The organism is Pseudohongiella spirulinae (assembly GCF_001444425.1).
GTDB classification, from domain to species: domain Bacteria; phylum Pseudomonadota; class Gammaproteobacteria; order Pseudomonadales; family Pseudohongiellaceae; genus Pseudohongiella; species Pseudohongiella spirulinae.
Window position 1 is genome coordinate 1213766 of record NZ_CP013189.1, and the last position, 24337, is coordinate 1238102.

Below are 24337 nucleotides of genomic sequence, written 5' to 3' on the forward strand. Positions count from 1 at the left end.
AAGGCATTGTTAAGCAGAGTTTCTACACGGAGTTAAACCATGACAGGACCTTCTCATCGGCAACACCCCTCACTGCAGAGCCGTCGCCGGTTTCTGCGCCAATCCATGCAGCTTGGTGCGGCAGGCGCTATTGCCGCCAGTGGTCTTTGGCTGCCAGGTCGTCTAGCGGCACAAAGTTCGCCCTCAGCGGTTGTAGAGACAGAAACTGGCAGGGTGCGTGGTTATGTCAACGAAGGTGTCAGCGTTTTCAAGGGCATACCCTACGGCGCCTCTACCGCCGGTGAGAATCGCTTCCGGCCGCCGCAGCCGGCACAGGCCTGGACCGGTATTCGTGAATCGATTGAATACGGGCCGACCGCACCGCAGTCGCTGGATGCCAATGGCCAATTAGCTGCCGGGCAAAGTGAAGATTGTCTGGTGATCAACATCTGGACGCCACAGGCCAACAGTAATCGCAAACGACCAGTCATGTTCTGGTGTCACGGCGGTGGTTTTACCAGCCTGAGTGGCTCCAGCCCCAGTTACGATGGCACCAATCTCTGCAACCGCGGTGATGTGGTGGTGGTGACGGTGAATCATCGCTTGAACATTATGGGTTTCTCGCACATGGCGGAGCTGGGTGATGAGCGTTTTGCACATGCGGGTACAGCGGGCATGCTGGATCTGGTGGCCGCGCTGGAATGGGTGCAGCGCAATATTGAACAGTTTGGCGGTGACCCGGACAATGTGATGATATTTGGGGAGTCGGGTGGGGGCCGCAAAGTAGGCACGTTGCTGGCCATGCCGGCTGCAAAAGGGTTGTTCCACCGGGCTGTGATTCAGAGTGGCCCGACCATTCGGCTGGCATCGGCGGATGCAGGTACCCGTCAGGCGACATCGTTGTTTGAGGCGCTGGGCCTGCGCCCCGGCGACATGCAGGGTGTGCAGAACGCGCCGGTCGAGCAGATCATTGCAGCTTATCAGAGACTGTCGCAGAGCAGCAGCTTCGCGCCGGTGGTGGACGGCGATGCATTACCGCAATCACCCTTTCATCCGGCAGCTTCTGCGGTGAATCCTGATGTGCCTTTGATCGTGGGTGCAAACCGCACGGAATTGACTCTGCAGATGCGCAGCGATACTGCAGCGTTCGACTTGGACGAGGCCGGGATGCGGCAGCGTCTCCAGTCTATTCTGGGTGACATGACCGCGGAAGTGATTGATGTCTACCGCCGCGCCGAGCCTGATGCCTCACCCAGTGAACTGTTTTTCCTGATAGTCAGTGATCGCGCTTATGTGGTGCCCTGCACAGTGATTGCGGAACGCCGGGCAGCCCTCAATGCGGCCCCTGTGCGTTCCTATTATCTGACCTGGGAAACCAAAACCCTCAATGGACGTCTGATGACCCCACATGCGCTGGATATTCCTTTTGTATTTGATAACACACACTCCGAGCGCACAGTGTATGGCTTCACGACCGGATCGGTTGAAGAACGTCGCATGGCTGACAAAATCAGCGATAGCTGGATAGCCTTTGCCGGACGCGGTAATCCGGATACCGGAAAACTGCCTGACTGGCCGTTTTATACGGGGGCGTCGCGTCAGACCATGGTGCTGGACAATGAGAGTCGCGTGGTTGAAGATCCTATCGGCCCGCGACGTGAAGTGATGCAGCGGGTTTTGAATCTGGATTGATCAAGAATCTATTTTGACTGACTGCCACTTGGCATAGCCTAAAACTTACAGGAATAAACATGATCAAATTACACGGCTTTGCGGCCAGCAATTATTACAATGTGCCGAAGCTTGCGATGCTGGAGAAAGGCGTGGCCTTTGAAGAGGTACTGGCCTATGCCGGGGCGGGTCCAAAATATAAACCCGAGTATCTGGACAAAAGTCCGCTGGGCAAGGTGCCTGCATTGGAGACTCCTGAAGGTTTCATCAGTGAGTCGCGCGCTATTCTGGAGTATATCGAACGGGCTTATCCGACGCCTTCGCTGCTGCCGGCGACACCCTTTGGCATTGCGAAGGTCCACGAACTGTCGCAGTTCATTGAATTGTATTTTGAACTGGTTGCGCGACGCGTGATTCCTAACCTGTTGCTGGGTACCAAACCCGATCCTGCCGTACTTAAAGAGGTCGAAAAGGGGCTGGATAAAGCAGCCGCGGCTTTGCCTAAACTGTCACGTTTCGAGGCCTTTGCCTATGGCGATCAATTCACGCTGGCGGATATTGCAGCGATTCTGAATTTGCCGATTGTGCGTAATGTAGGTAAGGCATTCCTGGGCCGTGATCCGCTAACAGAAGTACCGGGCCTGGATGCCTACTGTGCGCGCATGGAAGAACGCCCTCACGTGCAAAAAGTGCGTGCTGATGCGGCAGCCAATCGCCCTGACTTCATGGCGCACCTGAAAGCTCTGTACGGATTTTAGGTGTAGGCAGGCTTCTCGCCGAGTTTGTAACCGGAGTCAGCACAGATATGACGCAGACAAAATTCAAAATGGGGCACCTGGACCACGTTCACATCCGTGTACCAGACCGGGCCCTGGCGGCACAGTGGTATGCAGAAAATCTGGGTTTTGAAGTCGTCGACAAATATGCATTCTGGGCGAATGAAGTGGACGGCGGGCCGCTGCAGATTTCGGCTGATGGCGGCAGGACCATGCTGGCGCTGTTTGAGGCAAGCCCGGATCATCCCATGATTCCTCAAACGATGGGAATCGCATTCAGTGTGGATGCGCAGACCTTTGTCAATTTCGCCCGCTCCCTACCCAATGGTATTAACGGTCCCGGCGGTCAGCCCCTTCGACTCAATGACATTGTTGATTTTGATCTTTGCTGGGTCTATAACTTCACCGACCCTTGGGGTAATCATTTTGAACTGAATTGTTATGATTATGAACATATTGAGGAAAGCCTTATTAAAGAGGATGATATCAATCCGGTACGTTATTGGCCACGCCCATAATGAAAACAAATACAGCCAGTAAATCAGCAGCCTGGTACCTTATGCTGTTCGCCGCTATCGGCGTGAGTGCCTATGCGCTGGCCATGGGATTTGCTCCAGCCATGCGAGGCGGTTTTGTAGCGGATATGGTGTCTCAGACGCCTGGTGCCGCATTGCTGCACTTTATTGGCGGCGGCATTGTGCTACTGGCCGGAGCCAGCCAGTTTAATAAGGGCTGGAGAACCCGCTATCCACATCTGCACCGCTGGTTGGGGCGGGTGTATGTTGGCGGCGTGCTGATCGGTGGTATAGCCGGGCTGTACCTGGCATTTCATGCAGCGGGTGGGCTCGCCGCGCGTTTTGGCTTCGGATTGCTGGCGGTGCTCTGGTTGATATCGACAGGACTTGCCTTCTGGCACATTCTTAAGCGCAATATTGTTGTGCACCAGCAGTGGATGGTTCGCAGTTACGCAATGACGCTGGGCGCTGTGACACTTCGCATCTGGTTGCCGCTGTTTCTGATGATGGGCGTGCCGTTTGAGCAGGCCTATCCGGCCATTGCCTGGCTGGCCTGGGTGCCGAACCTGGTGGTTGCGGAGTGGGTGTTCTTACGCTCCCGTTAAGGACCCACGGCGGTGCGACACTGTGTCGCATTCAGGATTTGCCTACAAATGGATAGTATGCCCCCCATATCAATAAGTTAAATGCTTGCGGGGGTTCGTATGTCGGTAGGATTTGTCAGGACTATACTCAGTTGTTCGTCGCTCAGCTGCTTAATGTTGGCCAGCTATTCACTGCAGGTATCTGCCCAGACGGAGAATTCTGCTGGCAGCCAGGCGCCGCAAGTGGAAGAAATCCAGATCTGGGGTCAGCAACTGGGCCAGCGCAGTGACCTCTCGCACCCCGCCAGTGTGCTGACGCAGGCAGATCTTTTGAGCATTAACGTCGCTACCACTGAGGATATTGTCAAATACGAACCCAGCCTGGTAATTCGCCGCCGCTTCATTGGTGACTCCAACGGCACCATGGGCATGCGCGGTGCCAATATGTTCCAGACTTCGCGCTCTATGGTGTTTGCGGACGGCGTGCCGCTGCATTATCTGCTGCAGTCACGCTGGAACGGATCGCCGCGCTGGACGCTGGTATCTGCCAGCGAGATAGCTCAGGTGGAAGTGTTGTACGGACCGTTCTCAGCCCTGTATAGCGGCAATGCCATGGGTGGCGTGGTCAACATTGAATCTGCTATTCCCCAGGAGCGAGAGTTTCACTTTGACAGCTCATTTTTCTCCCAGGATTTTGGTGCCTACGGGTTTGATGACCGATTGAACGGTTACAAGACGTTCTTTTCAGCAGGCGACAAAATAGGTGATCTGAGTCTGTATTTCTCTTTCAACCGTCTGGAGAACGATGCTCAGCCACAAACCTTTTATAACGGTTCGCCTTCTTCGGCACCCAACTCCACAGGAGTTAGCGGCGGAATCGTGGGTAACGATCAGATGGGCGTGAATCGTCTGTGGCTGGGTGACACTGGCGTTGTGAACACCGAAACCAATAACTACAAAATCAAGCTGGGTTACGACTTTAATCAGTGGTCGGCGCTGCTGAATCTGGCCTATGAGGATCGTTTCTCTGATAACGCGCCCAACAGCTATATGCGCGCAGCAGATGGCAGCACTGTCTGGGGTGGCACTGTGAACCAGGACGGCAGTACTGTCTCGATTCCGGCATCCCGATTCAGCGTAGGGGCGCAGGATCGCGATAGTCTGTCCACTGGCTTGCGACTGCGTGGCCCGGTGCTTGAGAACTCAGAGCTGGAGATCAATCTCAACCATTTCTCCATACTGAGAGATGAGTCCCGCAACTCGCAACGTCACCCCCTGGACCCGACTCATACGCCGAGCGGTCAAGTGACCGATTTCGGTGACACCGGCTGGTCCGGTGCAGAGGTCAAAATGGTCAGTACGCTCAGTGAGTCCGGCAATATGACCTTAACCACGGGTCTGCGTCACGACAGCTATCAGATGGATATAGCCGTCTACACGTCGGACGATTATCAGTCAGGCATCAAGTCAGCCATGAGCAGCCGAAGCGGCGGTGAGACGATGTTGCAGGCTGCATTTGCGCAATTGAACTGGGTGCCGCATGAACAATGGGAAGTGCAGGTTGGTGCCCGACAGGAGTGGTTCAGAAGTCACGGTGGATTCTTCAGCGTGGGCAGCGGGGCTGGGCTGACGTTGAATTCAGTACCAGAGCAAAAACGCAGTTCCTTCTCGCCAAAATTCAGTGCCGCCTATCAGGCTACTGACCGCTGGACCTTGAGTTATGCGGCGGCCAAAGCGTATCGCTATCCGATTGTCGAGGAGTTGTTCAGCCAGTACCAGGCCTACAACGCCATCAATCAATCGAATCCGGAACTGCGCCCGGAAGATGGCCTGCATCACAATCTGGGCATTGAGTACGGAGTTGCCGGTGGTTATATCCGGTTGAATGTGTTTCAGGAAAGTATCAAAGACGTGATTGAATCACAGTCGGAGACGTTGCCTGGCGGACTGTCCGTGCGTACATTTGTGCCGATCGATCAGGTCGATACGCTGGGTACGGAATTTATTGCCAACGTCAGCGGTCTGCTGAACGACAGACTGGATGTACGGTTTAATGTCACCTACACCGACAATGAGATTGTCGAAAACCGGGTGGATCCCGGCATAGAGGGCAATGTGTACCCTCGAATGCCCACCTGGCGCAGCAATTTGATGGCGACTTACCGAATTAATTCTCAGCTCGATGTAGGTCTCAATCATCAGTATGCTGATTCGAGTTTCGGCCGCAATGATAATCGGGATCTGGAACAGGGCGTTTTCGGCGCTCAGGATGGTTATTCCCGGACTGGCATCAAAGGAAACTATAGGCTTCAGAACGGCTTCACATTCAGCGCTGGCGTAGATAATATTGCCAACGACATAGATTACGTTGCCCACCCGTGGCCGGGTCGAACACTGTATCTGAATGTGTCCTATGACTGGTAATAACGGGAGTAAATGATGCGTATTTTTGCCACGGCGACAATGTGGACTCAGGCTTGCATTTTGGCCTTTGCTGCAGGCGTTACTTTCATCGCTCCAAACATCAATGCTGCCGCGATTGAATCCTGTGACGTCAATAGTCCTGGCTTGATCCACTGTGGCTCGGCACCCAGTGCCACGTTCTCTGACGATGGCAGCCTGTGGGTAGTCTTTGAGTATCAGCAACATGTCTGGTTGACGAAATCGCGCGACGATGGTCGGCAGTTTGATGTCGCCATCCGTGTGACAGACGAGCCGGAGAATATCGAAACCAACGGCGAGAACCGGCCCAAAATCATTGTGGATGATGACAGTGGTTCGCTGTTTGTTTCATGGACTCAAAAGACCGAAGGCATGCACACCGGTGATATTCGCTATACCTACTCAACGGATATGGGCTCGACGTTTGAACCGGTCAGAACCGTCAACGACGATGGCTTACTGACCAGCCACCGTTTTGAAAGCATGCTGCTGACCGACGAAGGGCGGCTTTACATCACCTGGCTGGACAAGCGGAATCTGGAATACGCAAAAGAGCGTGGCGAAGAGTATCGTGGCAGTGGGGTGTTCTACACCTATTCGGATGACAATGGTCGCAGCTTTGCGCCCAATCAGAAAATTGCCGACCATAGCTGCGAGTGCTGCCGAATCGCTGTGGCACCGCATGGTGACAATGGCATGGCATTGATGTGGCGACATGTGTTTGATGTGAATACTCGCGATCACGCCATTGCCACGGTAAACGGGTCAGACGTCACATCTGTCAACCGCGCAACTGTGGATGACTGGCAGATTGATGCCTGTCCGCATCACGGTCCCTCGATGGTTCCTGCGGATTCATCAGAAACTTATCACATGAGCTGGTTCAGCGCGGGAGATACCCACCGCGGTCTGTACTATGGCCGCCATGATGTTGCCATCGGTGAAACGTCGCGGGTAAAACAGATGGACGGGCGTCCAGGGGCAGGACATCCTTCTTTGGCTGTTGAAGACGACGTACTGCACATGGTGTGGAAGCGATTTAACGGTGTGGCCACTGATCTGATTCTTGTGAGCTCGTCGGATGACGGTACATCCTGGAGTGAAGAGTCAGTGCTGGCGACAACCGAAGGTGGTTCTGACCACCCTTTGCTGGTGCAGGGGCCGGAGGGGCTTCGCGTGAGCTGGATGACGCACGAAGACGGCTATAAATTTGTGCGCATTGCCGACTCAAAGCCAGACATCAGAGCCTTCACAACAACGACGTTTGAAGACATCAAAACCCAGCGCGAAGGTCAGCCCTTTGTGCTGGCGCTATGGTCAGTGACCTGCCCACCCTGCATGGTAGAGTTGGACATGTTTGGCGAACTGCTGAAAGAGCAGCCGGGCCTGCCACTGGTACTGGTGTCAACTGATGACATCGAGGGCATGGAAGACGCGCTGGACTTCCTGTACGACTATGAACTTGATGGCATCACCTCCTGGATGTTCGCCGACTCCTTCACCGAGCGTCTGCGTTACAGCATTGACCCCAACTGGTTTGGAGAGCTGCCGCGCAGTTACTACTTCAACGAGAATCACGCGGCCGAAGCGCACAGCGGCATTCTTCAGGAGGATCAGGTAAGATACTGGCTATCTTTGTAGCCAACTGTATTCAATCAGAAGGGGCTCCATACCGTGTATCAATCAGTCCTTGATTTCTGGTTCAAAGAAATCACTCCCGTCCACTGGTGGAAGAAAGATGAGTCCTTTGATCTGATGATCGGGGAGCGATTCGGCGATCTGCTAAAGCAGGGTAGTCGGTGTGAACTGTTTGAGTGGCGAAGCACGCCGGCTGGTCGATTGGCGGAAATCATAGTACTGGATCAGTTTTCCCGAAATGTCTACCGTGATACACCAGCAGCCTTTGCGCAGGATCCACTCGCACTGGCATTGTCGCAGGAAGCCGTGCAGTCAGGCGCTTTGAATGCTCTGACGGAAACAGAACGTACATTTCTCCTGATGCCCTACATGCACAGCGAATCCAGGGCAATTCATGTTCAGGCAGAGCGTTTGTTCAAGGCGCACGCACCTGCCACCAATTACGACTTTGAGCTCAAGCATAAGGTTATTATTGACCGCTTTGGGCGTTACCCGCACCGCAACGCAATTTTGGGCCGTGCATCAACCCCGGAAGAGCTGGTATTTCTGGAGCAGCCGGGCTCTTCTTTCTAGCGGCCGACGAGCTGTCGATCGGTCGATTCTGGTCCGGTTATTCTGGACAGGACTCCGATATTTCAATTAATCTTCAGGTTTTTGGGCGAATTTAGTCATGCCTCAGACTGTTGTATTGATTGTCCTTCTGCTGATTCTTGGCGCTTCTTCTGGCTATGCTCAGGAAAATGTCATCCCCGTCCCTGGTAGACCCACCATCGAAGCTTATCGGATGCCTGTGGGCATGGATATCCGCCTTGATGGATTGTTGGACGAAGAGGTGTGGGCCATGGCTGTGCCGATCACCGAGTTCCGCCAGCAGGAGCCTGTTGAAGGTGGCCAGCCGAGTGAGCGCACAGAAATCCGCATAGTCTATGATGATGACGCCTTGTATATCGGCGCCATGCTGTATGACTCAGATCCCGATGGCATTCTGGCTTATCAGTTGCAGCGTGATGCCGGCCTGGGTACAGATGATCGTTTTATGTGGATTATCAGTACCTTTGACGATAACCGTACCGGCTATTTCTTTGAAACCAACCCGGTTGGCCTGCTGGGCGATGGCCTGATTGAGGGCGGTGGCGGGTTTAACAAGCGCTGGAACGGACTTTGGAACATCAGGACTGCGATCCGCAGTGATGGCTGGTCCGCCGAGATTCGCATCCCCTTTTCAACACTGAACTTTGATCCGGCGCTGACGGCCTGGGGTATTAACTTTCAGCGCACCATCCGGCGCCATAATGAAGAAATTTTGTGGAACGGATGGCGCCGGGTAGAAGGGCTGTTTCGGCCCATCCATACGGGGCTGCTGACAGGCCTTGAAGGTATCAGCCAGGGCCGGGGTATCGAGCTGAAGCCGTTTATCAACGCATCGACCAATCGCGGCCCGGCTGCGGGTGCGGCCAAGGGCAATGAAGCCAAGGCGGGCATCGATATCACCTATTCGCTGACACCGTCTCTGCGCGGTGCTCTGACGATTAATACGGACTTTGCCGAGGTGGAAGTTGACAGCCGTCAGGTGAACCTGACGCGTTTTCCGCTGCGCTTTCCTGAGCAGCGAGAGTTCTTTCTGGAAGGCTCAGGGGTCTTCTCCTTCAACTGGGCTGACCCGTTTTTCAGCCGACGCATTGGTCTGGTGGATGGGCAGGAAGTACCCATCGACTTTGGTGGGCGCCTGGGCGGTCAGGTGGGTGACTATGAGTTAGGTGTCTATCAGGTACGTACCGGGGAAACCACTCTCGATAACGGCGATGGCACCGTGCGTCCCTGGGGTGCCGAGGATTTCACAGTCGCACGTGTAAAACGCCGACTGTTCCGCCAGTCCCACGTCGGTATGATTTATACACGCCGCGCCTCTGACGGTTTGATGGGCAATGAGCTGCTGCCGGACCGACACACGGTAGGCGCTGATTTCAACTTCTTTACCTCACAGTTTCTTGGCCGACAGCTCAATGCCCAGGTTGAGGGTTTCATGGTGCATCACACCGACCCGGTCAACGGCGGTGATTTAACTGGATCTGAGCGGCGCTCGCGCGGTATTCGCTGGTCTTTACCGAACGATCTGATCCGGGTGCATTCGTCGCACCGGGAATTTGGTGAAGAATGGAATCCGGCGGTTGGATTTGTAGAGCGACGTGGGTTCCGACGGCACCAGCCGACACTGACCATAGCGCCGCGGCCAAGCAACTGGTCACTTGTTCGTCAGACTGAGCACCAGATTTTCTTCGAGTACCTGACCGATCTGGATGATCGTCTACTGACCCGGAACTTGAATATCAAGCCCTTGCAACTGAATTTTGAAAGTGGGGATCGCTTCAGTATCGAGTTTGGTCAAAATTTTGAGCGCCTTGACAGGGCTTTCACCGTTTATAACCGTGATGATGAGGTGATTCGCATTCAGCCTGGTGATTATGATTCAGATAATTGGTCGGCTAATATTTCAACCGCCGGCCGACGGATGTTGTCCGGAAGTGTCAATTTTGAACGTTCCGAGTTCTGGGGCGGAGACCGCGACAGACTGGATGTGTCAGGTACGATTCGTCCGCGTGTAGGCATCTCCGTATCCGCCAATTATCAGCGCAATGAGGTCAGTCTTCCGCAAGGCGAGTTTGATACCAACCTCGTGCGACTGTCATGGGCCTGGAACTTCAATCCGTGGGTCGCCCTTACCGGTAACGTACAGTACGACGATCTTTCCGAAGTGGTTGGCGTTTATGCGCGGCTGCGCTGGATTATTCAGCCTGGCAATGATGTGTTCCTGGTGTGGAGCAACAACTGGTTGTACGAAGATGATCCCTTGAATGACAGACGTTTTACGAGGCTGACCAGCGGCGGTGCTTTGAAGGTAAATTATACATTCCGATTCTGAGATCGCTGTGTGCTGACTGATGCATCCTCGACAGTCAATCGGTATTATTTTTGCTCGCATTACGGTTCGCAAAGAGCAGCCTGTCGGCTACTGGTGGGGCCAAAGTATAATGCCCCAGGTTAAAGCCGCTCCGATCAGGCTGAACAACACTGCCGCTGAGCCGATGTCCTTTGCCTTGCCACTGAGCGGATGATAATCATCACCGATTCGGTCCACCACAGCCTCAATAGCGCTGTTCAGCATCTCTGTGATCAGAATGACCAGTAGAGATATCACCAATAGAGCACGCTCAGCCGGGCTGACATTAACCCATATGATGACAGGGGTCAGCAGCAGCACCAGAGCGACTTCCTGGCGAAATGCAGCCTCTCCCTGCCAGAGGGCTTTTAGCCCCCGGGCGGAAAAAAGCGTGGCGTAAAACAGACGTTTGATACCGGTGGCGGGTGACTTCATAGAAAGGCCTGTTACGTGAATACGGGTCAGTATCGGCGCTGGTCTAAGTTGCCAGCCTGGCTGACCTGACAAGACCGGTGCAAATTAAAAACTGTGCCAGGTAATAAGTGCTCATGACCGCGATGCCCGAATATTCAAACGGAGTAACAAAACGGTTTATAGCAATCAGTGTGTCGCTGACCATAAAAATCAGGGCGCCCATTGCTACCCATAACCACTGCTGATCTGTTCTGAATCCTGCCGCTATTGCCATTACGCTGATGACGATCATGTAGGCCGTCACCGGGATTTGCATATCAGCCGCGTTCGGCACAATAAACAGGGTGCACAGCAGCGCATAAATCACGATAAAACCGGTCCATGGCAGTCGGGCCGATTGCCATCTGGCCTGCGTGAGAAACAGGCAGGCGTAGGTAACCTGCGCCAACAGAAAGGCCACCAATCCCTGAACAAACAGTCCGTCCAGTGCCAGCAATACATCGCCGATCGCAGACAGCACCAGCCCCAATCCCAGTAGTACTTGCACCCTGCCATTGGTGTTACGTATCGTCAGATACAGCAGCAGGGCAATAGGAATAATTTTGAACAGCCAACGCCAGCCTGAAGGAATCAGGCCGGGCAGGGCGATGTACAGCAGACTGAATCCAATAAAGGCTGCCAGCCAGAGAGGCTGAAGACCGGACAGCAAGTTTCCTCTATCGCCGCGAGACGTCTTTGTCATTGCCTGATATTCTCTTTTTGTTGTTGATGAGACAAACATACACCGATTTAACACACTGATCACTATCGCAGGGGCGTTCCATGAAAATATACGGGGACCATCAATCAGGCAATTGTTACAAGATAGCTCTTGTCTGTGCTCTTCTGGAGATTGAGCACGAGTGGATCCCTGTTGATATTCTTGCAGGCCAGACGCGCACGGCCGAATTTCTGCAGCGCAATCCCAATGGCAAGATTCCCCTGCTTGAGTTGGATGACGGTCGCACTCTGTCAGAGTCCAATGCCATCATCAATTACCTGGCTGCAGGCACTTCGCTGCTTCCGGCCGACCGTTTTGATCAGGCCAAAGTTCAGCAGTGGCAGTTTTTCGAACAATACAGCCATGAGCCTTACATTGCGGTGGCACGTTTTATCGCTAAATATCTGGGATTGCCCGAGGCGCGGCGGGCTGAATACGAAGCCAAACAGGATGGCGGATACAAGGCCCTGGCTGTGATGGAGCGACAGTTGCAGCAGTCGTCTTTTCTGGCGGGGAATATGCTCACGACGGCTGATGTGAGCCTGTACGCCTATACGCACGTAGCGGATGAAGGTGGGTTTGAGTTGAATGATTATCCGGCAGTACAGACATGGATTGCGCGTATCAAACAACAGCCCGGGTATGTAAGCATGCCGGGCTAACTCAGTTAGTGTCTGCCTGTGTCCCGGGATTGGAGTTTTTTAACGCCGAGCTGACCAGATACTGAGAGCGATTCATGCCGGATTTAGCCGCCGCCGAATCTATCTTGCGCAAGGCAAAGCGGGGGACAGTAATGTTGATTCGTTCAGCAGGCCCCATTAGCCGGTCCAAGTCAATGTCAACCAGCGCCCAGGATCCGCCCAGCCCCTGGTCAGCCTGTATATGGGTGTCTATGGTCTGCGGCAGCGGGACTGATTGGCCATCTTCCAGCAATCCTTCTATGTGCAGCTCAATGGCTTCCCGAGCCTGTTGCAATGCTTCATCCATCGTGTCACCGGCTGAGAAACAGCCAGGCAAATCAGGCACAGTCACGCCGTAAACACTGCCAGAATCTTTGTGAATCAGAATGGGGTATAACATCAAACGTTACTCCTGACTGCTCATTTGAGGCCTGCCTGTAAATCGAGTGCACAGTTCCTCTGGGCAGATCCCGTTTTGGGTGAGGAACTGTAACCCGTCCGACTTTGCTTGGATGTTTAAACTGAAGATGGCTGCCTTTTGTCGCAACCAGCACCCATCCGTCAGCCTGCAATTTTCTGATAAGCTCTTTACCGGTCATGATAACCTTGCTTGTACACACCTGTACACACTGAAAATTTCAATCGCACTTAATCAGGGTTATAGACGAGGTAGAATCAATGCGCACAATCAACTGGCCTTCTCCAACACCGTTGCGACTCTTGGCTTTACTGGCGTGCCTGACTGCCTGTTCCCCGGGCGAAGATGTTCAGACAGCGGCGCAACAGCCTGCTGAATCAGCAGCGATGCCGACCGACACCACCCTGCGCACAATCGGGCAGGGCCAACTCACTGGCCTGGTACAGAATAACGGCAGCCTGGCCTGGCGTAACATTCCCTATGCCCAACCACCGGTGGGCGAGTTGCGCTGGAAACTGCCGCAACCACCAGAGCCCTGGGCAGGAACCTACGCGGCTACTGACATCATTCAGCCTTGTCCACAATTCGTGTCGACGCTGTCTGCAGGCATTGCTGACCCTGACGGTGACGGCATTGTGGGCAGCGAGGACTGTCTGTATCTGAGTGTGTATGCACCATCAGATATTCCCGAGGGTGAGCAACTCCCGGTGATGTACTGGATTTTTGGCGGCGGCAATAACAGCGGTTACGCCGGTGACTATAACGGCGGTGTATTGGCTGAGACACAGGACGTTATTGTGGTGACAGTTAATTATCGATTGGGCAGCCTGGGCTGGTTCTATCATCCGGCGATTCTGGAGGCTGGTGCCAGTGGCGCTGCGGCAAGTGGTAACTGGAGCACCGTCGACACCATTGCTGGCTTGCAGTGGGTGCAGGACAATATCGAAGTGTTTGGCGGTGACCCGGGCAATGTCACTATTTTTGGGGAATCAGCCGGCGGTGGCAATGTCATGAGCCTGGTAACTTCACCGATGGCGGAGGGACTGTTCCACCGAGCCATTGTGCAAAGCGGCGGCATCGCCACGACCTCAATGGAGCAGGGTGTCAATTACACGGATGATCCCATCCCAGGTCATGAGCACAGCTCCAGGGAAATAATCAACAAAATCCTGATCCGTGACGGACTGGCTGCCGACCGGGCAAGTGCCAAAGTGATACAGGATGCGATGAGCGATGCAGACATTCGGGAGCTGCTGTACAGTCAGGATGCTGCGGAGTTCCTGAAACTCTACAACCCGGAGGCGGCTCGAAACTATCCGGCTCCCAAGAAATTTACGGATGGTACTGTATTTGTAGGGCAGGATCCGCTGGATCAACTGGCGTCCGGCAACTACAACCAGGTGCCCATTATTCTGGGTACCAATCGCGATGAACGTCGCATTTACCTGTATGCAGCCATGATGGATGTGATTCGTAATGACCCGCAGGAGTACATCCGCTTTGCTCACTACCCCTCCATTCAGTGGAAGTGGCGTGGTGTGGATAATCTTGCCCGTCGTATGGCTCCGGTTCAGGACGCGCCCGTGTATGCCTTCCGTTTTGACTGGGACGAACAACGGACCAGTGAAAATGGTCTGGATATGTCGATAGCAATTGGTGCAGCGCACTCGACCGAAATGGCCTTTATTTTTGGTGACTGGGATGTGGGTTTTATCAGTGGCGACGCCCTGTATCACGATGCGAGCAATCCGGGGCGAGATGCCCTGTCTGCCGCCATGATGTCCTACTGGTCCCATTTTGCATACACCGGAGAGACAGCACGCGGGCGCAATGGCGACCTGCCGCTGTGGCAGCCCTGGCAGAATGGCGAAGGCAACCCCAAGACGCTGATATTGGATTCCGAGGCGGGCGGTGGTATTCGCATGATGTCACAGGAAGTAACCCTGGAAAGCATCAAAGCCGACTTTATGGCTGAACAGTGGAGCGACCCTCAGAACCGTTGCCGCGCGTATCTGTCAACGTTTGCCGGCACCGAAGCGTTTGACCGGGATGAATATGTCGGCTTGATTGAGGGCGGGTGTTCGTCAAGGTAAAGCATGTGCTTGCGTGCGACAGACGACATTAGGTGACTGTGGTAGACTGTGCGGCTTTTCGAGAAGCTCCGATTTATGTCTGCCACAGTCAAACGCCCACCCATTCTTCTGCTGGTGCCCATCAGCATGCTCTGCACCCTGGTCGCTGTGGTGTTCGGGCGCCTGGCCTATGGGCTGGTCTTGCCGGTAATGCGGGAGACACTGGGACTGAGCTACTCGCAGGCCGCTAATCTTGGCACGCTGACAGCACTGGGCTATCTGGTTTTGCTGTTGTATGCCGGGGTGTTTGCCGGCCGCCATGGTGGCAAGCATTCCATTTTACTGGGTCTGTCGTTGGGTGCCTGCGGTTTCGCCGGCCTGAGTATATTTTCGGCGTATCCACTCCTGATGCTGTGCATGGTTCTCATGGGATTCGGCACGGCCTTTACCTTTACTCCATTAGTATCTTTGCTGGGTGCCTGGTACCCGGAGCGTCGAGGCATGGTAATCGGCTTTTCCGGCAGTGGGGTTGGCATTGGCATTCTGTTGACTGGCGCGCTGGTGCCGATCATCACGCAGTCGGGTGACGAAGCTTCCTGGCGTATGATCTGGGCGGCTTTTGCGGGAATTTCGGTGTTTGTGATCGCGATGGTGGCTGTTTTTCTGCGCAATCCGCCACAGTATGAGGAGCCTGTTTCTATGTTGCAGGGCCTGAAAACTGTCTACCAAAACCCACACGTTGTCCGTATGGCCCTGATTTATGGTGTTGTGGGTCTGACATATATTGTGCAGGTACTGTTCATGTACAGTTTTGCGCTGGATGCTGGTGTTGCTGCACCGGTAGCTGGTCGTCTGGTAGCGGTGATGGGATTTGTGTCGATATTTTCCGGACCCATCTGGGGCTGGCTGGCTGATCGGGTGGGCCACGGACGTGCGTTGACTTTCTGCATGACTGTCGCCATTTTTGCCACCTTGCTACCAGTTTTCTGGCCAGTGACCCTGGCGTTTTCTGTGCATTTTCTCCTGACGGGATTGTCGGTGTCTGGTCTGTTTACGTCTGTATTGGCAGCGGCCACCAGCACGGTCAAACCGCAGCATGCGGCCATGGCAGTGAGTTTTGTGACCGTGTTTTTTGCACTGGGGCAACTGGTTGGTCCGGCGCTGGCCGGTTTGCTGATCGACTGGCAACAGGACTTTCGCCTGACCTTTGCATTGAGTGCGATATTGATGCTGGGAGGTGCTATTGCCAGTTATGGCAGCACGGCGGTAGCAGGCAAGTCACAGACACCGTAATATAACCATCGCACTCGTCACTGGAACAGGTTTGGAGCTCAATGAATCCGCTGTTTTCTGCCATCGGCCGTGGTCTGGCCAACTACCTGAGTAAACCGCGCCCTGGTTATGAGCGCTTGAGCCGAACGTCATTGCAGGATGTCATGGATGTTCTGCAACCGGGCGATATCGTTCTGGTGGACGGTAACAGTCGTATCAGTACGGCCATCAAGTACCTGACTCAGTCCACCTGGTCGCACGCCTGCCTGTTTGCTGGCGCGGATCCTTGTGATCCAGAGCAACCCTCGCTGATCGAGGCAGATCTGACGCAAGGGGTCATCATGGTCCCGCTGAGCAAGTATGAGCAATATAATATCCGCATCTGTCGCCCCGTAGGGTTAAGCGAAAAGACGCGCGACACTATTATCGACTTCGCCCGCGCTCGTCTCGGGCATGTGTATGATCTGCGCAATATATTTGACCTGGCCCGCTATCTGATTCAAAAGCCATTGGTACCCAATCGTTTTCGACGTGATCTGATCACCTTTGGCAGTGGCGAGCCGACACGTGCCATCTGTTCAACCCTGATTGCGGAGGCTTATCAATCAGTCGGGTATCCCATATTGCCAGAGTTGATCAGGGTGGAGGATCGCAAAGGGCAGACTGTGATTATTCCCCGTCACTACACTCACTACGTGCCGGGTGATTTTGATCTGTCGCCGCATTTCCGGATTGTTAAACCGACGCTGGAGCGGGGTTTTAGTTTTGAGCATGCTCACGCCGTTGATCCTGCCTGACAGTTCCTGTCAAGCTTCCTGATCTTCGAGGGAGTGGTGCAGGATAAACACCTGGTTGCGCCCATTTTTCTTGGCGGCATACAGGGCCTTGTCGGCAACCCCCAACAATGAAGAAAGTGTGGCTGGCTGTTCGCTGATGACCAGGCCGATGCTGATCGTTGTAAGAGAGTCAAAATCCCGCCGGATTGATTCGGCAATATCTGCTGCCATTGTCTCATCATGGTCTGGAAGCAATATGGCAAACTCTTCGCCGCCAATGCGCCCGCAAATGGCCGTGTCTCCAGCAATGACCTGAATGTGCCGTGCAATTGACTTAATAACCTGGTCGCCTGCAGCATGACCAAAACTATCATTGATGCTTTTAAAGTGATCCAGATCAGCGATCATGAGGGCCTTAAATTGCCGTTTTGGGTTGCTGACGGTCAGCGCAGAGTTGGCAGCGCTTTCGAATCCCCGACGATTTAGCAGCCCGGACAACGAATCGGTGGTCGCCTGATGATGCAGCTCGTCTATCAGATCCAGCGCTATCGCCACAAATAGCACGATGGCCAGTGTTACTGACATCATCACGTAACTGAAATGCACCATACCCCAATACGTTGACTGCTCCAGCGCCGTGTAGTTGCCAAAACTTTGCGGCAGCAGAAATGCCACCACAGGGCGCAGCATTGAAAGCAGCAATGTGAACCAGACGACACCGAGTATCAGTCGATCGGAATACCGTTGGTCCGATACTCTCAAGAGCAGGATCAGTGTGACCGCGACAGGCACAACCAGACTGACGCTCATGATGGCGATTCGCGCCGCCAGGTTGGGCTGAATGGTGAGGAACCAGAACAAGGCGGTCATTGTCGCGATGATTAACAGAATTATCGAGCGGACGGGGATGGGTATGTGGCGACGTTGCAGAGGTGCCGCCATAAACGCGCAGACGCCAGCCAGAAAACCGAAGTTAGAGGCGATTCTATGCAGTTCATAGGGCCAGGCGGGCAAAATATCCTGAACGATAAAACCTGCCGCTGACAGCAGGAAACCGAGTGCAGCGCTGAGGCTGTAGTTCAGTTTCGGCTGGTTGCGCCACAGCAGGTAAAATGCTGCAAAAAACAAAGCTCCTATACTGGGGCTTAGTAATGAGATAAGTAGCTGTCCTGACAAGTTGCGGCCTCGATTGTCGGATTATTCTGGCGGCAGAGAGTCCGATGATACAGCAATGTCTGACAACTGGCTAAGCCAGGCGTGATGGCATTGCAACCGATCTTGTTCGGGCGCATGATATTGATCAGGTGCGCTATTGACCGCGCACCTGATGCCAAGGGTGAGCCGCGAGGCGCTGAATTGTGAACTCCATTAATCCCAAAAAACTGCTGCACAGTAAATGGACGGCTGTTCAGCCGATGGATAAGCAAAAGCATTTTGAGGTGACGCGGGTTGTCTTCGACAGCAAAGGGCAGATTCGTGAATGTATGATCACTGCGGCATACAGTGGTGCCACTTTGTTGATCGACTGGCGCGAGCTGCAGTCTCAGGAACGTTGGTTACAGGGATGGAGGTAGGTCGCTGGTGCCCGGACTGTTAACCTTCCACAGGTAATCAGCTGACAAATCAGGAGATTACCATGACAGAGCACCGTATTTTCTCCATGCCCTTTGCCAGGGTGTATCCCATGTATGTTCAAAAAGCCGAGCGCAAAGGCCGCACAAAAGACGAGGTGGATCAGGTCATCTGCTGGTTGACCGGTTATGATAAACAAGGGTTACAACAGCAGATTGATCACGAGAACGATTTCGCGACATTCTTCGACCAGGCGCCGGGTCTGCACCCCAACACCGCGCTCATAAAGGGCGTGGTATGTGGGGTGCGGGTGGAAGAGGTAGACGATCCCTTGATGCAAAAAATTCGCTGGCTGGACAAGCTGATTGACGAGCTGGCCAAGGGTAAGACCATGGAGAAAATTCTGCGCTCATGAGTTATGCCATTGAAATACTGGGAGCAGACAACGATGAAGCGTTGAGGCGCGGCGCCTGGGTTGTGTACGTACAGGCAGATTATGGTGACGAACCTGCTGTGGCACTGTACACCAAGCTGGGTACGCGGGAGGATGTGATGCATTTTGACATCGCGGTGGCCACGCCAAATGACCCTTAAGCAATACCTGGAAAAACGCCACCGCTACGAAATCGCAGTGTTCGTCACCATGACCACATTATTCGGCCTGGTGAATGCGACGTCCAAAATTCTGGAACGAGTGCGGGAGGGCTATGCCGCTGATTGGGCACCGGCACTGGTGTCTGAGCTGACGGGGACCTGGGCTGTTCTGCTGCTGGTTCCGGCGCCGGCGTTCAGGCATCAGTTCCTGGTCAATATGCTGGACCGCTCCTACCTGGTGAAGTCCGAGCAGATCGACTGGGTGCAATCGGCCGGCAACTACGTGTTGCTCCATTGCGCTGACCGCAGCTACCCGATGCGCATGACGCTATCAGGTATGGTGTCGCAACTGGACCCCAAACTGTTTCTGCGTGTACACAGAACGGCGATTGTTAATGTCAGCCGAATTGTCGCCGTAAAGGAGTCAGGCGATATCCAGTTGGAACTTGAAAACGGCACCTTGGTTCCGGTCAGCAAAACATACCTCCCGGTGCTGAAGCAGCACCTGAACGGACACTCGGCCGCCACTCGTCCCTGATTCGGCAGTTTTCGTCACACCATCAGTCCCTCAGCCACAATTTTCCACGTGTCAGCGGGATGCCGCGTAAGATGATCCCAACGATCAATGAACGGAGCGTCCATGATGACCCTGAAAAATACCCTGTTTTCCCTGATTCTGTTGGCCTTGGCCGGGTCTGCAGCAACTAATATCCACGCCCAGCAATGGGATCGCTACGGCGGGCCTGGCGGACAGCAGTTCACGCCCCTGACTGACATCAGCCGGGATAATCTGAGCCGTCTGTCATTGGCCTGGACCTACCGCACCGGTGATCTGAATGCGGGGTTTGACTACAAAGGACATTCGTTTCAGGCCAATCCAATGATCTGGCGGGAGACTTTGTATCTGAGCACCAGTGCCAATGAGGTGTTGGCGGTGGATGCTGAAACCGGCGAAGAGCGTTGGCGCTTTGATGCCGGAATTCCACGTGACATTCCCTACTCGGAAAGTGCTTCGCGCGGTGTCAGTATCTGGCATGGAGAGTCTGCAACTTGCCCGCATCGAATTTTTCTGGGGACACTGACCGGGTATGTTCATGCGCTTAATGCCGAAACGGGTGAGCCTTGTGCAGACTTTGGTGTCGGAGGCCGCGTCGACATGCGCACAGGTGTGGGTGATCACGACAATCTTGCTGGTTATTACGGCATCACCTCGCCGCCGGCGGTGGCCGGTGATGCCCTGATTGTGGGGTCAGCGATCGGTGATAACCGCGAGGTGTCTTCCCCACGCGGCATAGTCCGCTCGCTGGATGCGCGCAGCGGCACGGTCAACTGGGTGTGGGATCCGCTGCCCGTCGGGTTTGCAGGCTCTGCCAATGTCTGGGCACCTATGTCTGTCGATGTCGAACGAGGTCTGGCATTTTTGTCGACCTCCTCTCCGAGCCCTGATTTTTACGGTGGCGAACGCCCGGGAGACAATCGTTACGCCAATTCTGTGGTTGCGCTTGCGGTCGCTTCAGGCGACGTGGTCTGGCATCAACAGTTGGTGCACCATGATATCTGGGACTACGATCTTCCGGCTCAGCCGGTCCTCACGACACTTGAGCATAACGGACAAGAGCTTGATGCTGTGGTTGTCGTGACAAAAACCGGCATGATGTACACCTTCAATCGAGCGAATGGTGCTCCCATCCATCCCATTGTCGAACGCTCGGTGCCAGCCAGCGATGTGCCCGGCGAGCAGGCCTGGCCTACCCAGCCGTTTTCTTCGCTGCCGCCATTGGTTGAGCATCGAGCGCTGACCGAGGATGATGCCTTCGGCATTGCCTGGTTTGACCGGCGCAGTTGCCAGCGAATTATTCGTGAATCTCGTAATGAAGGCATTTTTACGCCGCCTTCATTGCAGGGCACCCTCCTGTATCCCAGCTATGCCGGGGGTTCAAACTGGGGCGGCGTGGCAGTTGATGCGCAGCGGCAGATTGCTGTGGCCAATGTGAACCAGGTGCCGGCTATTGTCAGGCTTATCCCGCGTGAAGAGCTGGCCGCGCTGAGAAGCCGCGGGGACCTTGACGGATGGCAGGTTTCCTCGCAGTCAGGTACGCCCTATGTCATGGCGCGTCGAATCTTTATGTCACCATTGGGGTTGCCCTGTACACGTCCGCCGTGGGGCAAGTTGGTGGCGATGGATCTGCGCGCCAGTGAAATTCTCTGGGATGTGCCACTTGGCACCATACGTGATCTGGCACCGGCCCCTGTGCCCAATTTTGCATGGGGTGTACCCAATATGGGTGGCCCACTGATCACTGCATCAGGTTTGATTGTCATTGGTGCGGCGGCGGAACACAGCCTGCGCATCTTTGACCTGATGACAGGCGAACAACTCTGGGAGTACCGGCTGCCCGCACCGGCCATGGCGACCCCCATGAGTTATGAACTGGATGGGGTGCAATACATCGCCGTGGCTGTTGGTGGGCACGGGCAACTGGATACCGTAATGGGTGACTATGTCATGGCGTTTCGGTTGGAGTAATGGCGTTTTTTAGTCTTCATCCATCCGTGCATAGTGATCAGCAATGAAATCGATCAGGGCTCTTACAGCCGGCAGCATACCGCGCCGCGACGGAAAAACTGCATGGATGACCTCACGTGGTGGGTGCCACGCTGGCAATACCGGGACAAGTTGCCCGTCCTCCAGCTCCTTAGTCAGCATCAGTAGCGGCAGTGACGCGATACCGACACCCGCCATTGCCGCTGACTTCAGCGCCATCATATCGGTTGTCAGAAAGCGCGGCTGATGTCGTATCTGGATGCGCTTACCCTCGCTGTCCTCCAGCGTCCAGACAGGCGGTTCTTCGGCTGTGCCGCGAAACAGTGTTGGCCATTCGGTAAGCTGTTCGGGGGCATCGGGTGTGCCGTAACGTGTCATCAGGTCGGGACTGGCGACCAGACACTGGCCGCGATCCGAGAGAATACGTACGATCAGGTCGCTGTCCTCAAGTGGCAGTGGACGTACCCGGATCGCCAGGTCAACGCCTTCGGCAATGACGTCAACACGCCGGTTGGTGGCCTCCAGTTGAATGATAACCTCGGGGCACTGCGCCATGAATTGCGCCAGAATCTCACCCATGTGGAAGTTCAGCAAGCCTACTGGACAGGTCATTCTGACCTTGCCACGCGGTTTCCCTTGCACACTCTCTATGACCTGCTGCGCGGCCTGCGCCTCAATCAGCATAGCCTTGCAGTGTTCGTAGTAGCGCTGCCCGACCTCTGTGAGGGTAAAGCGTCGCGTAGAGCGGTAAATCAGTTGGACATGCAGCTCGGCTTCCAGGTGGGCTACCCGGCGGCTTAGTTTTGATTTCGGGATACCCAGCGCCCTGCCTGCAGGGGCGAATCCGCCATGTTCGACCGCCTGCGCAAAATAATACAGATCATTCAGGTTTTGCATATTTGTCCCGCATTATCGTTCTATAAATGGAACGATTTGAGTCCTTTTTGATACCTACTCAGCTTATTGTTGCACCTGTACTATGCCGCCATGTGACGAGAGATACAAGGAGGCAGCCATGAAAACAGTACTTGAACGCATCACAAACAATAGCCGACATTGGGTGGGCGATGGGTTTCCGGTGCGCTCGCTGTTCAGCTATAGCACGCATGCTGCGCAGATGACTCCCTTCCTGCTACTGGACTATGCAGGGCCGCAGGCGTTCAGGCCTGCCAGTCGGCCACGTGGTGTCGGACAGCACCCACACCGTGGGTTCGAAACGGTGACCATCGTTTATTCAGGTGAAGTGGCGCACAAGGACAGTGCTGGCAATGGAGGTGTGATAGGGCCGGGTGACGTGCAATGGATGACAGCTGGATCCGGCATTTTGCACGAAGAGTTCCACAGCCCGGCGTTCACAGCCACGGGCGGCACTTTGGAGATGGTGCAGTTGTGGGTCAACCTGCCGGCGCAATACAAAATGACCGCGCCGCATTATCAGGCGATCGCTGATACTGAAATTCCGGCTGAGCCACTGGCCGATAATGCTGGCTCTGTTCGTGTTATTGCGGGTCGCTATGGTGAAACCAATGGACCCGCACAGACGTTTACGCCCATGAATGTGTGGGACCTGCGCCTGAACGCGAGCGCTTCGACAACATTGGCGCTGCCAACCGGGTGGACCGCTGGCATTGTAGTGCTGCGCGGCACCGTGCAAATCAACGGCGAACAAATTGTCCGCGCCGCTGAACTGGTGACGCTGACGCGTGACGGCAGTGATGTTGTGCTGGAAGCCAACAACGACGCAATTGTACTCGTGCTCAGCGGTGAGCCGATTGATGAGCCGATTGCTGGCTACGGGCCGTTTGTGATGAACACGCAGGCGCAGATCGAGCAGGCCATGCGGGATGTTCAATCAGGGAACTTCGGCAGGATCGCCAACTGAGCAAGATCGCCCTGTCGTCGTCCGGCAGGGCATTTTTTAAAACCGACGCAGGAGACACTCCATGAGCAAACCTTATGTAAGACTGAATAAAGACGATGCCGCTGTTCTGCTGGTGGATCACCAGACCGGGCTGTTATCCCTGGTCCGCGACATTCAGCCGGACACGTTCAAAAACAACGTACTGGCCTTGGCTGACATGGCCAGGTATTTTGACCTGCCAACCATTCTGACCACCAGCTTTGAAAACGGTCCGAACGGGCCACTGGTGCCAGAGCTCAAAGAACGGTTTCCAGACGCGCCGTACATTGCCCGTCCCGGTCAGATCAATGCCTGGGACAATGAAGATTTTTTAAGCGCCGTTAAAGCAACGGGCAAGAAGCAATTGATTGTGGCGGGCGTGGTGACGGAAGTCTGCGTGGCGTTTCCGGTGCTGTCTGCACTGGAAGATGGATTTGATGTGTTTGTGATCACAGATGCCTCGGGCACGTTTAACGCGATGACACGTGATGCGGCCTGGGACAGGATGTCGGCGGCCGGCGCACAGTTGATGACATGGTTCGGTGCGGCTTGTGAATTGCACAGGGACTGGCGCAACGATGTGGAAGGGCTGGGAACGCTGTTCTCCAACCACATCCCTGACTATCGCAATTTGATCAACAGCTACAACACCTTTGTTCAATAATCGTGAATAGTGCACTGGCCCTCTGCAAAGGCTGGTGCACTATTTTTTATTCCCCATGGGTGCTTACATTCCCTGAAATGTAATCTCACCCAAAAAAAGCTTGCACATAATACTGTGCGCCACATAG

General features: G+C 54.5%; 24 protein-coding genes and 1 pseudogene. 19 read left to right on the forward strand and 6 right to left on the reverse strand.

Features of this window, described 5'->3' with window-relative positions; all coding sequences use genetic code 11:
• The first annotated feature begins 39 nt into the window (after positions 1-39).
• From PS2015_RS05490 to PS2015_RS05525, 8 genes are all read left to right on the forward strand, one after another.
• Positions 40-1671, forward strand: a complete 1632-nt coding sequence (locus PS2015_RS05490; protein WP_058021279.1) for a carboxylesterase/lipase family protein — start codon at positions 40-42, stop codon at positions 1669-1671.
• A gap of 59 nt (positions 1672-1730) precedes the next feature.
• Complete coding sequence (locus PS2015_RS05495) at positions 1731-2408, forward strand: glutathione S-transferase family protein (RefSeq protein WP_058021280.1); 678 nt, start codon at positions 1731-1733, stop codon at positions 2406-2408.
• A gap of 47 nt (positions 2409-2455) precedes the next feature.
• Positions 2456-2944, forward strand: a complete 489-nt coding sequence (locus tag PS2015_RS05500; protein WP_058021281.1) for a VOC family protein — start codon at positions 2456-2458, stop codon at positions 2942-2944.
• Positions 2944-3546 carry a DUF2306 domain-containing protein gene (locus PS2015_RS05505; RefSeq protein ID WP_058021282.1) on the forward strand — a complete coding sequence of 201 codons (603 nt, stop codon included), beginning with the start codon at positions 2944-2946 and terminating at the stop codon, positions 3544-3546. Before PS2015_RS05500 ends, PS2015_RS05505 begins: the two co-directional genes overlap by 1 nt.
• 153 nt (positions 3547-3699) lie before the next feature.
• Positions 3700-5949 (forward strand): TonB-dependent receptor, encoded by a 2250-nt coding sequence (locus tag PS2015_RS05510; protein WP_058021283.1) that lies wholly within the window; start codon positions 3700-3702, stop codon positions 5947-5949.
• 12 nt (positions 5950-5961) lie between these two features.
• Entirely contained in the window at positions 5962-7608 is a 1647-nt protein-coding gene (locus PS2015_RS05515; protein ID WP_156412670.1) for a hypothetical protein, read from the forward strand.
• A 33-nt stretch (positions 7609-7641) separates the two neighbouring features.
• On the forward strand, positions 7642-8178 hold the full coding sequence (locus PS2015_RS05520; protein ID WP_058021285.1) for a DUF924 family protein: 537 nt from the start codon (positions 7642-7644) through the stop codon (positions 8176-8178).
• A gap of 97 nt (positions 8179-8275) precedes the next feature.
• Complete coding sequence (locus PS2015_RS05525; RefSeq protein WP_058021286.1) at positions 8276-10525, forward strand: carbohydrate binding family 9 domain-containing protein; 2250 nt, start codon at positions 8276-8278, stop codon at positions 10523-10525.
• Between the two features lie 87 nt (positions 10526-10612).
• Here PS2015_RS05525 and PS2015_RS05530 read toward each other — a convergent pair whose 3' ends face one another.
• On the reverse strand, positions 10613-10978 hold the full coding sequence (locus PS2015_RS05530; RefSeq protein WP_058021287.1) for a diacylglycerol kinase: 366 nt from the start codon (positions 10976-10978) through the stop codon (positions 10613-10615).
• Between the two features lie 43 nt (positions 10979-11021).
• Complete coding sequence (locus PS2015_RS05535) at positions 11022-11699, reverse strand: lysoplasmalogenase (RefSeq protein WP_169792270.1); 678 nt, start codon at positions 11697-11699, stop codon at positions 11022-11024.
• 80 nt (positions 11700-11779) lie between these two features.
• Here PS2015_RS05535 and PS2015_RS05540 point away from each other — a divergent pair, with 80 nt between their 5' ends.
• Positions 11780-12379, forward strand: a complete 600-nt coding sequence (locus PS2015_RS05540) for a glutathione S-transferase family protein (RefSeq protein ID WP_058021289.1) — start codon at positions 11780-11782, stop codon at positions 12377-12379.
• 1 nt (position 12380) lies between these two features.
• Here PS2015_RS05540 and PS2015_RS05545 read toward each other — a convergent pair whose 3' ends face one another.
• Entirely contained in the window at positions 12381-12797 is a 417-nt protein-coding gene (locus tag PS2015_RS05545; RefSeq protein ID WP_058021290.1) for a type II toxin-antitoxin system HicB family antitoxin, read from the reverse strand.
• On the reverse strand, positions 12736-12996 hold the full coding sequence (locus PS2015_RS15435; protein WP_082627981.1) for a type II toxin-antitoxin system HicA family toxin: 261 nt from the start codon (positions 12994-12996) through the stop codon (positions 12736-12738). The genes PS2015_RS05545 and PS2015_RS15435 overlap by 62 nt, the downstream gene beginning before the upstream one ends.
• Positions 12997-13075: 79 nt before the next feature.
• On the opposite strand from PS2015_RS15435, the gene PS2015_RS05550 reads away from it, so the two are divergent.
• From PS2015_RS05550 to PS2015_RS05560, 3 genes are all read left to right on the forward strand, one after another.
• On the forward strand, positions 13076-14908 hold the full coding sequence (locus PS2015_RS05550; RefSeq protein WP_058021291.1) for a carboxylesterase/lipase family protein: 1833 nt from the start codon (positions 13076-13078) through the stop codon (positions 14906-14908).
• A 75-nt stretch (positions 14909-14983) separates the two neighbouring features.
• A complete protein-coding gene (locus PS2015_RS05555) occupies positions 14984-16180 on the forward strand; it encodes an MFS transporter (protein ID WP_058021292.1) in 1197 nt (398 codons plus the stop codon).
• 41 nt (positions 16181-16221) lie between these two features.
• A complete protein-coding gene (locus PS2015_RS05560) occupies positions 16222-16956 on the forward strand; it encodes a YiiX/YebB-like N1pC/P60 family cysteine hydrolase (protein ID WP_058021293.1) in 735 nt (244 codons plus the stop codon).
• Positions 16957-16965: 9 nt separating this feature from the next.
• Here the strand turns inward: PS2015_RS05560 and PS2015_RS05565 are convergent, their stop codons facing one another.
• Positions 16966-18063 carry a GGDEF domain-containing protein gene (locus tag PS2015_RS05565; RefSeq protein ID WP_058021294.1) on the reverse strand — a complete coding sequence of 366 codons (1098 nt, stop codon included), beginning with the start codon at positions 18061-18063 and terminating at the stop codon, positions 16966-16968.
• A 230-nt stretch (positions 18064-18293) separates the two neighbouring features.
• On the opposite strand from PS2015_RS05565, the gene PS2015_RS05570 reads away from it, so the two are divergent.
• The 5 genes and pseudogenes from PS2015_RS05570 (at position 18294) to PS2015_RS05590 (ending at position 21628) form a co-directional block, all read left to right on the forward strand.
• Complete coding sequence (locus PS2015_RS05570) at positions 18294-18509, forward strand: TIGR02450 family Trp-rich protein (RefSeq protein WP_058021295.1); 216 nt, start codon at positions 18294-18296, stop codon at positions 18507-18509.
• 62 nt (positions 18510-18571) lie between these two features.
• Positions 18572-18922: a DUF2200 domain-containing protein gene (locus tag PS2015_RS05575; protein WP_058021296.1), complete on the forward strand. Its 351-nt coding sequence runs from the start codon at positions 18572-18574 to the stop codon at positions 18920-18922.
• A 50-nt stretch (positions 18923-18972) separates the two neighbouring features.
• Positions 18973-19101: pseudogene (locus tag PS2015_RS05580) on the forward strand (AAC(3)-I family aminoglycoside 3-N-acetyltransferase); the annotation flags it as partial.
• Positions 19091-19639, forward strand: coding sequence for a LytTR family DNA-binding domain-containing protein (locus PS2015_RS05585; RefSeq protein WP_058021298.1), 549 nt, complete (start codon positions 19091-19093; stop codon positions 19637-19639). The pseudogene PS2015_RS05580 and the gene PS2015_RS05585, both read left to right, overlap by 11 nt.
• Before the next feature lie 102 nt (positions 19640-19741).
• Complete coding sequence (locus tag PS2015_RS05590) at positions 19742-21628, forward strand: pyrroloquinoline quinone-dependent dehydrogenase (protein WP_058021299.1); 1887 nt, start codon at positions 19742-19744, stop codon at positions 21626-21628.
• A 9-nt stretch (positions 21629-21637) separates the two neighbouring features.
• Here PS2015_RS05590 and PS2015_RS05595 read toward each other — a convergent pair whose 3' ends face one another.
• Positions 21638-22543, reverse strand: a complete 906-nt coding sequence (locus PS2015_RS05595) for a LysR family transcriptional regulator (RefSeq protein WP_058021300.1) — start codon at positions 22541-22543, stop codon at positions 21638-21640.
• Between the two features lie 118 nt (positions 22544-22661).
• Here PS2015_RS05595 and PS2015_RS05600 point away from each other — a divergent pair, with 118 nt between their 5' ends.
• Together PS2015_RS05600 and ycaC are read left to right on the forward strand one after the other, a co-directional pair.
• Positions 22662-23528, forward strand: a complete 867-nt coding sequence (locus PS2015_RS05600) for a pirin family protein (RefSeq protein WP_058021301.1) — start codon at positions 22662-22664, stop codon at positions 23526-23528.
• Positions 23529-23589: 61 nt separating this feature from the next.
• A complete protein-coding gene (gene ycaC, locus PS2015_RS05605) occupies positions 23590-24210 on the forward strand; it encodes an isochorismate family cysteine hydrolase YcaC (protein ID WP_058021302.1) in 621 nt (206 codons plus the stop codon).
• Positions 24211-24337 lie beyond the last annotated feature (127 nt).